The 12,841-nt window shown below is 44.6% G+C and carries 11 protein-coding genes; 10 read left to right on the plus strand and 1 reads right to left on the minus strand.

The features are described from left to right. Nucleotides 1-165: 165 nt before the first annotated feature. Complete coding sequence (locus B3763_RS14255) at nt 166-1,551, minus strand: arginine decarboxylase (protein WP_189629432.1); 1,386 nt, start codon at nt 1,549-1,551, stop codon at nt 166-168. Between the two features lie 173 nt (nt 1,552-1,724). Here B3763_RS14255 and B3763_RS14260 point away from each other — a divergent pair, with 173 nt between their 5' ends. The 10 genes from B3763_RS14260 to hemN all read left to right on the plus strand — a co-directional run bounded on the left by B3763_RS14260 (nt 1,725) and on the right by hemN (nt 12,610). Beyond that, nucleotides 1,725-2,699 (plus strand): deoxyhypusine synthase family protein, encoded by a 975-nt coding sequence (locus tag B3763_RS14260; RefSeq protein ID WP_189629433.1) that lies wholly within the window; start codon nt 1,725-1,727, stop codon nt 2,697-2,699. A gap of 13 nt (nt 2,700-2,712) precedes the next feature. Then, a complete protein-coding gene (rocF, locus tag B3763_RS14265) occupies nt 2,713-3,663 on the plus strand; it encodes an arginase (protein WP_189629434.1) in 951 nt (316 codons plus the stop codon). Nucleotides 3,664-3,666: 3 nt separating this feature from the next. Then, the gene (gene argS / locus B3763_RS14270; protein WP_286747438.1) at nt 3,667-5,469 is read left to right on the plus strand and encodes an arginine--tRNA ligase; all 1,803 of its coding nucleotides are present in this window, start codon (nt 3,667-3,669) and stop codon (nt 5,467-5,469) included. 114 nt (nt 5,470-5,583) lie between these two features. Continuing rightward, on the plus strand, nt 5,584-6,036 hold the full coding sequence (locus B3763_RS14275; RefSeq protein ID WP_308440963.1) for a glutathione peroxidase: 453 nt from the start codon (nt 5,584-5,586) through the stop codon (nt 6,034-6,036). Nucleotides 6,037-6,038: 2 nt separating this feature from the next. Beyond that, complete coding sequence (locus tag B3763_RS14280) at nt 6,039-6,929, plus strand: 1,4-dihydroxy-2-naphthoate polyprenyltransferase (protein WP_286747439.1); 891 nt, start codon at nt 6,039-6,041, stop codon at nt 6,927-6,929. A gap of 67 nt (nt 6,930-6,996) precedes the next feature. Continuing rightward, nucleotides 6,997-7,719 (plus strand): Crp/Fnr family transcriptional regulator, encoded by a 723-nt coding sequence (locus B3763_RS14285; RefSeq protein WP_189629438.1) that lies wholly within the window; start codon nt 6,997-6,999, stop codon nt 7,717-7,719. 209 nt (nt 7,720-7,928) lie between these two features. Continuing rightward, the gene (locus tag B3763_RS14290) at nt 7,929-8,711 is read left to right on the plus strand and encodes a hypothetical protein (RefSeq protein WP_189629439.1); all 783 of its coding nucleotides are present in this window, start codon (nt 7,929-7,931) and stop codon (nt 8,709-8,711) included. Between the two features lie 3 nt (nt 8,712-8,714). Beyond that, nucleotides 8,715-11,111, plus strand: a complete 2,397-nt coding sequence (locus tag B3763_RS14295; protein ID WP_286747440.1) for a heavy metal translocating P-type ATPase — start codon at nt 8,715-8,717, stop codon at nt 11,109-11,111. A 1-nt stretch (nt 11,112) separates the two neighbouring features. After that, the gene (gene ccoS / locus B3763_RS14300; RefSeq protein ID WP_286747441.1) at nt 11,113-11,274 is read left to right on the plus strand and encodes a cbb3-type cytochrome oxidase assembly protein CcoS; all 162 of its coding nucleotides are present in this window, start codon (nt 11,113-11,115) and stop codon (nt 11,272-11,274) included. Beyond that, nucleotides 11,267-12,610 carry an oxygen-independent coproporphyrinogen III oxidase gene (hemN, locus tag B3763_RS14305; protein WP_286747442.1) on the plus strand — a complete coding sequence of 448 codons (1,344 nt, stop codon included), beginning with the start codon at nt 11,267-11,269 and terminating at the stop codon, nt 12,608-12,610. Before ccoS ends, hemN begins: the two co-directional genes overlap by 8 nt. The last annotated feature ends 231 nt before the right edge of the window (nt 12,611-12,841 follow it).

Consider the following 12,841-nt stretch of genomic DNA (forward strand, 5'->3'; position numbering starts at 1 on the left):
TTCGTACATCGAACTCAGGTTATTCAGGTCGCATAGAAATAAATAGATCACCTGGGCAACAAGCGGTGTCTTCATAGTGCTTTATAGGAGCCATTTGTGAAGACACAAGTGGTGGCGAAATGTCGAAACATACGCCCTGCGACTTAAGTAAGTAACCCTAAAAAATTAGTATCCCAAGGTTTTAAGCATCGACTCCTCTTTTTGCTCTTCAGCAAACACACGAGTAACAATATTGCCGTTTTCATCATGGTCTACCAACACGTGCTTGGGCGCAGGAATGAGGCAATGCTGAATGCCTCCATAGCCGCCCAGCGACTCTTGATACGCTCCCGTGTGGAAAAAGCCAACGTATAGGTTTTCATCTTCTTCAATAAGAGGCATAAATACCTCAGAGGTATGGGCTTCTGAATTGTAGTAGTCCATACTGTCGCAGGTCAGGCCGCCCATATTCACTTTGTGGAAGGGGTGATCCCATTTGTTGATCGCCAGTAAAATATACTTTTGATTGAGGCCCCAGGCATCGGGCAAATGAGTGATAAATGAGCCGTCAATCATGTACCAAAGCTCTTTATCGTTTTGTAGTTTTTGATCGAGTACGGAATAGATATGAGCACCACTTTCGCCCACCGTAAAGCTTCCGAATTCAGTGACTATATTTGGTACCGGCACATTGCTTTTGTTGCAGATCCACTGAATATTCTCTACAATCTGCTCGACCATATATTCGTAGTCATACTCAAAGGCCAGAGAGGTTTTTATGGGGAATCCGCCACCAATATCTACCGTATCCAGCGTAGGGCAAATCTTCTTTAATTCGCAGTATTTGTACATAAACCGGCTTAGCTCACTCCAGTAGTAGGCCGTATCTTTAATGCCTGTATTAATAAAGAAATGGAGCATTTTTAGTGTGGCCTGCGAGCCTTCTATTTGTTCTCTGTACAAGTCTTTAATATCGCTGTAGCGAATTCCCAAACGGGAGGTGTAAAACTCAAAGTTAGGTTCCTCATCGGCTGCCACCCGAATCCCCACTTTAAAATCGCCCTTAATGTTCTCCTTGTAAAAGTCTAGTTCATTAAGGTTGTCCAGAATAGGTACACAGTTTTTAAAGCCATCGTTAATGAGTTCGCTAATATATTGGGTGTACAACGGACGCTTGAAACCATTGCAAATCACCAATATATCCTTATCGATTTTTCCCTTCTTGTGAAGGCTCCTGACAATGGGAATATCAAAGGCTGAGGAAGTTTCAATTTGGCAACCATTCTTAATGGTTTCGTCCAACACAAAGCTAAAGTGCGAAGATTTGGTACAGTAGCAGTAGGTATAGGTACCCTGATACTTATTTTTCTTTATAGCTTTTTCGAACCACTTTTTGGCCAGTTGAATGTTCTGAGAAATTTTAGGCAGATAGGTAATTCTCAGAGGAGTGCCATGTTCTCTAATAATCTCTTTGAGAGGTATGTCATGAAACTCCAGATACTTGCCGTTTACTTTAAATTCTTTGGTAGGAAAATCAAAGGTCTGGTCAATTAGATCGTAGTAACTCTTCATTGATAAAACTCTGTGTAAAGACGAAGCACAAATATTGCAACAAATTACGAGATGCAAAGATGTGCGAAATTAAAAAAGCACTAAGATTTTCTCAGGCGTTAAAATACAAGGTCAAAGTTAACCGAAATGCACAGAAATTAGCATTTTTGCATAAAACTGAATACTATAGCATTATGTCCAATTCACCCATTTCAGCATTTATAGAAAAACACTACCGCCACTTCAATGCCGCAGCTCTGGTAGATGCCGCCAAAGGCTATCAACTGCACTTGGCCGAAGGAGGTAAAATGATGGTTACACTGGCAGGAGCCATGAGTACCGCTGAACTAGGGCTAAGTCTGGCTGAAATGATCAGGCAAGACAAAATAGATATTATATCCTGCACAGGGGCCAACCTGGAAGAAGATATTATGAACCTGGTGGCTCACTCGCACTACAAAAGAGTGCCCAATTACAGAGACTTGACCCCTCAGGAAGAATGGGATCTTTTAGAACAAGGTCTGAACCGGGTAACCGATACCTGCATACCGGAAGAAGAGGCTTTCAGAAGGCTTCAGAAGCATATTCACTACCAGTGGAAGAAAGCTGAAGATGCCGGAGAGCGCTACTTCCCACATGAATACATGTATAAAATGTTGTTGTCGGGCGATTTGGAGCAATACTATGAGATAGACCCAAAAAACAGTTGGATGCTGGCTGCAGCCGAAAAAAACCTACCCATTGTTGTGCCCGGTTGGGAAGACTCTACCATGGGGAACATCTTTGCTTCTTACTGTATAAAAGGAGAACTAAAGGCTTCTACCATGAAATCAGGTATCGAATATATGGTGTGGTTGGCCGACTGGTATAAAAACAACTCAGAAGGTAAAGGAGTAGGCTTTTTCCAGATTGGTGGAGGAATTGCCGGTGACTTCCCCATATGTGTTGTGCCAATGATGTATCAAGATTTGGAGATGCACGATATACCTTTCTGGAGCTATTTCTGCCAAATTTCAGATTCAACCACCAGTTATGGTTCTTACTCCGGTGCCGTGCCTAACGAAAAAATCACCTGGGGTAAGCTCGATATCGATACCCCCAAGTTTGTGGTAGAGTCAGATGCCACCATTGTGGCTCCACTTATGTTTGCCTACATATTGGGTTGGTAACTTTCATAAAACCATGAGAAAGATAAGGCTAGTCGAAGTTCGTTCCGAAATTGCCGCAGGCACTCGCGGAGCGAGCATGGGCATTGATGCCATGAAAATCGCGAGTATCAAGCGGCACTCCGATTTTTTTATGCGCTTTGAACCGGTGAGCATACAAGATGAAAACCGTTTGCTTTTTCGCGAACCACAGTATGCTTTTGCCAAGTATGCCGAAGGAGTATATACCATGGTAAACCGGGTATGCCAGAACATTGCCGACTTAAGAACTGAGGGGCTATTTCCTATTGTGTTGGCCGGAGACCACTCTACGGCAGCAGGCACTATTTGTGGCATTAAAAAAGCACACCCCGAAAAGAGACTTGGAGTTATTTGGATAGACGCCCATGCCGATTTTCATTCGCCATATACCACACCATCGGGCAATATGCATGGAATGCCCCTGGCAATGGTTACTGCTACCGACAATGAGGAGTGCGAGAGCAATGATGTGGAAGAAGAGACTGAAGCCATTTGGGAGCGGATAAAGCAAATAGGAGCCAACGGACCCAAAATAAGCCCTTCTGATATTGTATATATAGGCGTACGAGATACGGAAAAAGCCGAAGACCACCTGATTGAAAAATTTGGCATAAAGAACTTTACGACCGAAGAGCTAAACGACAAAGGAGTGGTTACCGTGGCCAAAGAGGCTCTTCAACTCCTCAAAGATTGTGATCAAATCTACATTTCTTTCGATGTAGACAGTCTGGATACATCCGTTTCTACCGGCACAGGAACCCCTGTGCCCAATGGGCTCACCAAAGAGCAGGCTTTTGAGCTAAATCAGGAGTTGATTAAAGATAAAAGGGTTTGTTGTTGGGAAATTGTAGAGGTGAACCCAACTTTGGACACTGAAAACAAAATGGCCGAAATAGCATTCGAGATTTTAGAGGCCACAACCGATTCGCTGATAGAGAATTTCTAACTAATGGAGCAAGCAATTAAGCAGGGCATAGCTGAGGCACTCGAAACACTGTATTCACACCAACTGGCGACTGAAGATATAGCTCTTCAGCCGACCCGTAAAGAGTTTGAAGGTACCTACACCTACATTACCTTTCCGCTGAGCAGAGTGTCTCGAAAAGGACCGGAAGAAACTGGAAATGAAATTGGAGAATACCTGGTAAAGCATTGCAAGGCAGTTTCTGCCTACAATACCGTTAAAGGGTTTCTGAATATATCTGTTTCTGAGAGTTCTCAGGTACAGCAATTTGCAGCCATGTTCAATGGCCAAAGCCCTACAGATTCGCCTGTCTTCCACATGCCTCCAACAGGTAAAACTGTGGTTGTAGAGTACTCTTCGCCCAATACCAACAAGCCTTTGCACTTAGGGCATTTGCGCAATAATTTTTTGGGTAACTCGGTAGCGCGTATACTGGAAGCAGCCGGAAATAAGGTGGCTAAAGTACAGATTATCAACGATCGTGGAATCCACATCTGTAAGTCTATGCTCGCCTGGCAAAAGTTTGGCAATGGCGAGACCCCTGAATCCTCAGGTATAAAAGGAGATCACTTAGTGGGCAAATACTACGTGGAGTTCGATAAAGCCTATAAAGCTGAAGTGGCTGAGTTGGTAGCCGGTGGAATGGACAAAGAGCAGGCAGAGAAGGAAGCTCCTATATTGCTCGAGGCTCAGGAAATGCTACGTAAGTGGGAAGAGAAAGACCCGGAGGTGTATGCCTTGTGGGAAACCATGAACGGCTGGGTGTATAGCGGGTTCAATGCCACTTATGAGCGAATGGGAGTAGATTTTGACAAACTCTACTACGAGAGCGATACCTACCTTATTGGTCGCGACAGAGTGATGGAAGGGCTGGAGAAGGGAGTCTTCTTTAAAAAAGAAGACGGCTCAGTGTGGGTAGACCTTACGGATGAGGGGCTTGATGAAAAGCTATTGCTTAGAAAAGACGGTACTTCCGTGTACATGACCCAGGATATTGGTACCGCATTAATGCGATTTGACGATTTTCCGGGACTAAGCCAGCTCATATACACAGTGGGCAATGAGCAAGAATATCACTTCAAAGTACTCTTCCTTATTCTCAAAAAACTTGGCTATGAATGGGCCGAGGCCTGTTACCATTTGTCTTACGGTATGGTAGACTTACCAACCGGCAAAATGAAGTCGAGAGAAGGCACCGTTGTAGATGCCGATGACCTGATTCAGGAAATGGTAGATACGGCAAAGGCTCGTACAGAAGAACTCGGTAAAATAGATGGCTTTACAGAAGAGCAAGCGGCCGAGCTGTATGAGAAACTAGGGCTTGGTGCCGTAAAATACTATCTAATGAAGGTAGACCCGCGCAAGCGCATGCTCTTTAACCCGGAAGAGTCCATTGAGTTTCAGGGCAATACCGGACCCTTCATCCAATACACCTATGCACGAATTAGTGCCATTCTGCGTAAGGCCTCTCAACTGGGGGTGTCCATGCAGAATATAGACTACGATGGGGTCAAAGAAATTCACCAAACAGAGAAAGACCTGATCTTTGCCATAGGGCAGTTTAAGGAAAAATTGCAACAGGCGGCCGATGCATATTCTCCGGCCGTAATGGCTCAGTATGTCTATGATATGGCCAAAGACTATAACCGCTTCTATACCGAACTCTCCATTTTTAATGAAGACGATGAAACTCTAATGCAGTTTAGGGTAGCTCTTTCTGCACTTACCGCAGAAACAATAAAAAGAAGCATGGGGTTATTGGGTATTGAAGTGCCTGAAAGAATGTAGTGTAGGAGGGAAGGTCCTGAGCTGCAAAGGATAGGCTTCAGTATCATAAAGACTACCACTATGAAGTACCTGAGTATAATATGGATCGTTTTACTGCTCCTAAAACCAACTGATATGACGTTTTACGACTTTGAACTAAAAGGAATAGATGGTAAAAAGGTTGACCTGAATGCATATAAGGGCAAGAAGGTTCTGGTGGTCAATGTAGCCTCGCGCTGTGGTTATACGCCCCAATACGAAGACCTGCAACAGTTGCATGAGCAATTTGGAAATAAGCTGGTGGTACTGGGCTTTCCGGCCAATGATTTTGGCGGACAGGAACCGGGCAGCAACGAAGACATAGTGGAGTTTTGCCAGACCAACTATGGGGTTAGCTTCCAACTATTTGAGAAGATTTCGGTAACCGGTAAAGACCGGCACCCACTCTATGAGTGGCTGGAAAAGCAAAGTGGTAAAGCACCCAACTGGAATTTCTGCAAATACCTGATTAGTGAAAAAGGTGAAGTACTGGCCTTTTACCCATCGGCTGTAAATCCACTTGACGAACAAATTACTTCTAAGCTGTAGGCATGAAAAAATGGCTCCAGGCATTCAGGCTTAGAACACTTCCTTTGGCGCTGGCATCCATAGGTATGGGAGCATTTTTAGCAGCCGCCTCTGGGCATTTCAATGCGTTAATATTTAGCCTTTGTGCGCTCACCACCATTCTGCTACAAATACTTTCTAATCTGGCTAACGACTATGGAGATACCGTACATGGTGCGGATGGAGCCGAAAGAACGGGGCCCAGTAGAGCGGTGCAAAGTGGCCTGATTAGTCAGAGGGCTATGCTACGGGCTATCATCGTTTTTTCTGTGTTGTCTTTGGCCAGTGGAGTGGCATTGGTCTATGTGGCTTTTGGAAGTTTCGGAGAGTTTTTCTGGTATTTTATGGGCCTTGGAGGCCTGTGTATTTTGGCGGCTATCACCTATACGGCTGGTAAAAGGCCCTATGGCTACGCAGGTCTGGGCGACATTAGCGTACTCATATTCTTTGGCTTTGTAGCGGTACTTGGGAGTGCCTTTTTGTACGAACAGCGCATTAACTGGAACTATATTCTGCCCGCACTAAGCGTAGGATTCTTTTCTGTAGCTGTGCTCAACGTCAACAATATTCGCGATATCGATTCAGACCGAAAGGCTGGTAAAAAGTCTGTTCCGGTACGCCTGGGGCGCAAAGCAGCAGTAACTTATCATAAGCTACTGCTAGGGCTTGGCTTGGTGTTTTCTCTGGTTTATGTGGCCACATATTTTGCTGCACCGCAGCAATTGTTGTTTGTGTTGGTGGCCCCTCTGTTGCTTATGAATGCCAGAGCAGTCAGTACCAAAACAGCATCCGAGCAACTAGATCCCTATCTGAAACAGATGGCTTTGAGTACTTTACTCTTTGTGCTACTGTTTGGCTTGGGGCAGCTGCTGTAAAGACAGTTGGTTTAAGTTTTGGTAATCCGGCCTCTCCTCGTTAATTTTAGGTGTTTCCACAGCGTATATGAGCACCAGAAAATCTTCCCAAATAGACCTTCAATGCCAGTTTTGTCAATCAAGAGGAGAGTCTCATTTTTCTGAATTGCCCGAAGACGATCTGGAAGTACTCTCTTCTCACAAGTCTTGTGTGGCCTATAAGAAGGGCCAAACCCTGTTCTATGAAGGAACACGGCCTATGGGCATTTTCTGCATTAATCATGGCAAGGTGAAGGTGTTTAAAATGGGTTCGAATGGGAAAGAGCAAATTCTGTTTATTGCTAAACCCGGAGACTTTCTGGGCTACCGCTCCTTGTTGAGCGAGGAATTTTACGGAGCCAGTGCTACTGTATTGGAGCAGGCAGCTATTTGTTTTATTCCCAAGAGCGATTTCTTCACCATCTTAAACCGCAACCCCGCATTCTTTCAAAAGCTTATGAAAGCAGTGTGTAAGGAATTGGGAGTAATGGAAGAAAAAATGGCTCAGTTGGCTCAGAAATCCGTTCGAGAACGTCTGGCAGCGACCATCATTATGCTCAAAGAAACCTATGGAATGGAAGGAGATGGAAGCGATGTGATAGACATTGCCCTTTCCAGAGAAGATTTGGCGAACATAGTGGGTACTGCCACAGAAACAGTAATTCGCTTACTTTCAGAATTTAAGTCTGATGGGCTCATTGCTCTCAAGGGTAAGAAAATTGAAGTGATTGACGCACAACGCCTTATTCATGAGGCCGATTTTTATGCTTAAGGAGCCACTACTTTAAGTCCCCTCTTCATTGTTGCCTTTACAGCAGCCAATCGCTTTGCTCTACTTATAAAAGCTATTTTCCGTGGTTCCCGGTACCTTCCGGTGGCTTGACGCATAAACATGACATTAATCATGTTTTCATCTGATGGCCGTCAATCCCGATGCTTCATAGCCCATTTACCTTTGATTACCCATTGAATTTAAGGCTAGTGAAGCATACCATTCTCATAGTGACCCTTCATTCGAACCGATTAATCCCTCTTTTGGAGGTTATGGAGGATATGCTCCACAAGTCTTATAAGAAATATATAAAGGCGTTTACTCTGGAGTTTGCCCACAAACCGGGGCAATTGGTAACAAGCGGTAAACCGGAGGCTGAAGGTATTGACTGGCTGGTGAACAGGGTAGAAGAAGACCTGAAGGTGGAAAAGTACGGAGCTCAATTGGGCCATGAGGTAGAGGTTTTTCATAGTGCGGCCAATGATTTTAGAATTGTTAGCCAAAGCACCGTAGCCGATTTGCTAGTGGTGGAGGTACAAGGGTATGCACAATATGCAAACGAATCGGGCCTTTGGCCACTGATTAAATCGGTGAGTTGTCCCGTGCTACTGTTGCCGCAATCAGTCAATGTGCAATGTCATGTGGCCGTACATGCCGCAGGCCAGTGTTCGGTACATATGATGAAGAGCTTTATAAAGCTATTCGGGACTCACTATCGTGAGCTGCCGCTTTCTTTGTTAATGACCGAGCCAGACAGTACTCTTCAGATGGAAAGCGAGCGGGTATTTATCAACTACCTGCAAATGTATTTTCAGAACCTGGGTGCTCAGCATGTGTATGACGACATAGCCAATAGCCTTTTCGACTATGTAAGTCGCGAGTGTAACAGCCCCTTATTGCTGGTAGACCAACAGGTAGGCAAAGTACTGATTGACCAGCCGGAAGCTAATCGGGTACTGATTGATCATCCCATTTTTATTTACAAAGACTAACCCATGGAAGCTATAGAAGTGAGGCAACAAACCAAGTGCTACCATTGTGGCGATGATTGCGGAGCAGAAACAATATCGGCCCAAGGTAAAAACTTCTGTTGTACCGGGTGTAAGACCGTATTTGAAATTCTGTCTGAAAACGAGCTTTGCGACTATTACACTTTGCAGGCCAGTCCGGGCATAAAGCAAAAGGATAAGACCGCCTTATTTGATTTTCTGGATAATGATGAGATTGTGCGTGGACTTCTGCAATATGCCGATGAAACTCATGCCAGGGTTAGTCTGGCCATACCCAATATTCATTGTAGTAGCTGTATATGGTTGTTGGAACACCTGAGTAGACTTAGTTCTGGTGTTGTCGATGCCAAGGTAAATTTTAGTGAAAGGCGGCTTACGGTCCATTTCCACCATCAGGAGTTGAGCCTCAGGCAACTGGCCGAGCTGCTCGATCGCATTGGTTATACCCCGGTATTCAATCTGGAAAAACAAGAGGATCAACAGAACCTCTATCAAAAGTTCGACAAACAATTGCTCATAAAAATGGGCATAGCTGGCTTTTGTTTTGGAAACGTAATGCTTTTGAGTTTTCCCGATTACCTGGGAATTTCTGAACTGGAAAAAGACTACCAGGTTTTCTTTCGCTGGCTCAATGTGCTGCTGTCATTACCTGTGATTTTTTATAGTGGATGGGACTATTTTACTTCTGCTGTTAAATCGCTCAGGCAACGATATGCCAATATTGACGTACCCATTGCACTGGGGCTGGCTGTGCTTTTTCTCAGAAGCTTTTATGAAGTAGCCTCCGCTACTGGGCCCGGCTATTTCGACTCGCTGGTGGGCCTTGTGTTTTTCCTGCTCATAGGCAAGTGGTTTCAAAACAGAACCTATCAGGCACTTTCGTTCGACAGGGATTATAAAAGCTATTTTCCGCTGGCTGTGTTAAAAAGAGAGGAGGAGGGCTACCGGCCTGTGGTGGTTAATTATCTAGTAAAAGGAGATGAGATGCTCATTAGAAATGGTGAGCTCATTCCGGCCGATTCAGTACTTATTGATGAGGAAGCTTTTATAGACTACAGTTTTGTAACCGGAGAGGCAGAGCCTATACAAAAAGGCAAGGGCCAATACATATATGCGGGAGGCCGAATTGTTGGTAAGCAAGCACGTTTTATTATTCAGAAACCCGTTTCGCAAAGCTATTTAACCTCGCTTTGGAATGAAGAAGGCTACCTGCAACGGGGGCAGCGCGTTAAGCTGGTAGATCGGGTAAGTCAGTATTTTACTCTGGTCATAGTAGCCATAGCCCTTGTGGCGGCTGTTTTCTGGCAGTTCAATGATGCAACCAAAACCTGGTTGGTACTTACATCGGTGCTTATTATTGCATGCCCTTGTGCTTTGGCTCTTTCTACCCCCTTCACCCATGGTAGTTTGTTGCGCATGTTGGGCAAGCATCATTTGTTTTTAAAGAATGCCGATGTAATTGAAGACCTGCAGCAGGTAGATACCATCATCTTTGATAAGACAGGTACCATTACTGACCCGAAAGTAAAGCACATCACCTTTGAGGGAGAAGAGTTAAGTGATGCCGAACAGGCCCTTGTGGCCGCGGCAGTTTCTAGCAGTACTCACCCGCTTAGTCGTTACGTCAAGGATTTTCTGAGGGCTCAACCTTCTGTTTATCAGATTGAGTCATTTAAGGAAGAGACCGGTAAGGGGATTGTTGCCGTAGTTAGCGGAGTGGAGTTAAGGTTGGGTTCAGCCCATTTTGTTGGGCTGGCCCACCGCAATTTACCACAACATTCGGAGGTACACCTGAGCATTGGTGGCCGGTATAGGGGAGTGTTCAACGTTAAAAATACTTATCGCTCCGGGCTTCGGACCGTAGTAGAAGACTTATCTGCAAAGTATAGACTTTTGGTGCTTTCGGGCGACAACGATCAGGAGAAGAAGGCATTGGAAAAAGTATTTCCACCATCTGCTTCAATGTATTTCGAACAAAGACCGGACGAAAAGCTGCGTAAGGTAAAGCAGCTTCAGCAAGAAGGAGCCTTTGTAATGATGTTTGGCGATGGACTGAACGATGCAGGAGCCTTAAAGCAAAGTGAGGTGGGAGTGGCCATTACGGAAGACGTTTCTTCTTTTAATCCTGCATGCGATGCCATTATGGATGCCAATGCCTTTTCCAAACTTAGTAAACTTCTTGAGCTTGTTTTGGTGGGAAAACGGGTGGTAAAGGCTAGTATGGGCATTTCTCTTTTCTATAATTTGGGAGGAATAACCTTTGCCGTAATGGGTTTACTTACCCCACTGGTAGCGGCTATTCTAATGCCTCTCAGTAGTATTTCGGTGGTAGTTTTTACCACTTCAATGATCAGAATGTACGCTAAACAAAAAAGATTATAATATGTCGGTCATTCTTATTCTCATCATTACCTCTATAGTGGTAGCAACGGTCTTTCTCGGGGCATTTTTTTGGGCAGTAAAATCCGGGCAGTACGATGACACCTATTCGGCCTCAGTGAGAATGTTGTTTGACGAAAAGAAAAAAAGTAAAGGCAATGAATGATTTGAGTCTGTTGAGAAAGTATGATGTGCCCGTGCCCCGCTACACGAGTTATCCTACCGTACCCGATTGGAATACCGAAGTATTTCAAATAGAAGACTACAGAGAACGGCTGTTACAGGCATTTGCTAGTTACAAGGAAGATGGGCTGTCGCTCTACATTCATTTGCCCTTTTGCGAAAGCTTATGCACTTATTGCGGATGCAATACCCGCATTACTGTAAACCATGCTGTAGAAAAGCCTTATATAGAGGGGCTTCTTAAGGAGTGGAGTATGTATCTCCATATTCTGCCGGATCGGCCCATTCTTAAAGAGCTTCATTTGGGTGGAGGCACTCCCACCTTCTTTTCTCCAGAGCATCTAAAGCTACTTTTGGAGGCACTACTGAAAACAGTGGTGCTGCATCCCCATTTCGAGTTTAGTTTTGAAGGGCATCCGGCCAATACAACTTATGCCCATTTAAAAGTGCTTAGAGAACTTGGGTTTAGTAGGGTGAGTTTCGGAATTCAAGATTTTGACCCCAGGGTACAGTTGGCCATTAATCGCTTGCAGTCTTTTGAGCAGGTGTGTGATGTAACCCGTTGGTCCAGAGAGCTGGGCTATGGTTCGGTAAACTTCGACCTTATCTATGGTCTGCCCTTTCAGACCCAGAAAAGTATTGAACATACTATAGAAAAGGTAGCTGAGCTAATGCCTGATAGAATTGCTTTCTACTCCTACGCCCATGTGCCCTGGAAGCGTCCGGGGCAACGAGCCTATTCTGAAAAGGATTTACCATCGGCTTATGAGAAACAACAACTCAACCAATTCGGACACAGGCAATTGTTGGCTCTGGGCTATGAGTTAGTAGGGATGGATCACTTTGCTTTGCCAGAAGATGAGTTGCTAAAAGCCATGAAGAATGGTAGGCTACATAGAAACTTTATGGGTTATACTACCAATCCCGGCAAACTACTTATGGGGTTGGGGGTGTCTTCTATTTCAGATATACATTTGGCCTATGCACAGAATGTAAAGAGCGTGGAGGGATACCTCAGCCAACTGAATGCGGGTAAACTTCCGTTGTTCAAAGGACATTTAATGACGAGCGATGATCTCAACACTAAATCGAAAATACTTCAGGTAGCTTGTCAGAAGAGTTTTAAAGAAGATGCCCTTCCGAAACAGTCTAAAAAATTGTTGGATGAGCTGATGGCAGATGGTTTACTGGTCAGTAAAGGGGAGGGTTATGAAATTAGCCAAAGCGGCAATCAGTTTTTGCGCAACGTGTGCACACTTTTCGACCCACATTATCATTCAACTACCAAAAAAGAAAGGGTATTTAGCCAGTCTGTCTGACCAAACACCCCTAGTGTATTTATTCTAACTTTTAAATGCGGAAAATCCATGTAAACGCGGGCAAATGGATGGTTCATTTGGCCCGTGCATCATGGGTACAAACAACCTATCTTAATCGGAGTTCGATGTAAGGAAGTAGTAAAATGTCCCCCCTTAGGACGTCATTGCGGAATTTTCCACCGAAAGCTTCACATACGCAAAGGAAAATATCCGCAATCTCATTTAGGCTCT

This window comes from Roseivirga sp. UBA1976 (genome assembly GCF_002336325.1).
Lineage (GTDB): Bacteria > Bacteroidota > Bacteroidia > Cytophagales > Cyclobacteriaceae > Roseivirga > Roseivirga thermotolerans.

Excerpts from the sequence above, each read along its gene's own strand:
- B3763_RS14260 (WP_189629433.1), top strand. The coding sequence starts at position 1,725 with ATGTCCAATTCACCCATTTCAGCATTTATAGAAAAACACTACCGCCAC.
- B3763_RS14280 (WP_286747439.1), top strand. The coding sequence starts at position 6,039 with ATGAAAAAATGGCTCCAGGCATTCAGGCTTAGAACACTTCCTTTGGCG.
- argS (WP_286747438.1), top strand. The coding sequence starts at position 3,667 with ATGGAGCAAGCAATTAAGCAGGGCATAGCTGAGGCACTCGAAACACTG.
- B3763_RS14275 (WP_308440963.1), top strand. The coding sequence starts at position 5,584 with ATGACGTTTTACGACTTTGAACTAAAAGGAATAGATGGTAAAAAGGTT.
- B3763_RS14295 (WP_286747440.1), top strand. The coding sequence starts at position 8,715 with ATGGAAGCTATAGAAGTGAGGCAACAAACCAAGTGCTACCATTGTGGC.
- ccoS (WP_286747441.1), top strand. The coding sequence starts at position 11,113 with ATGTCGGTCATTCTTATTCTCATCATTACCTCTATAGTGGTAGCAACG.
- B3763_RS14255 (WP_189629432.1), bottom strand. The coding sequence starts at position 1,551 with ATGAAGAGTTACTACGATCTAATTGACCAGACCTTTGATTTTCCTACC.
- hemN (WP_286747442.1), top strand. The coding sequence starts at position 11,267 with ATGAATGATTTGAGTCTGTTGAGAAAGTATGATGTGCCCGTGCCCCGC.
- rocF (WP_189629434.1), top strand. The coding sequence starts at position 2,713 with ATGAGAAAGATAAGGCTAGTCGAAGTTCGTTCCGAAATTGCCGCAGGC.
- B3763_RS14285 (WP_189629438.1), top strand. The coding sequence starts at position 6,997 with ATGAGCACCAGAAAATCTTCCCAAATAGACCTTCAATGCCAGTTTTGT.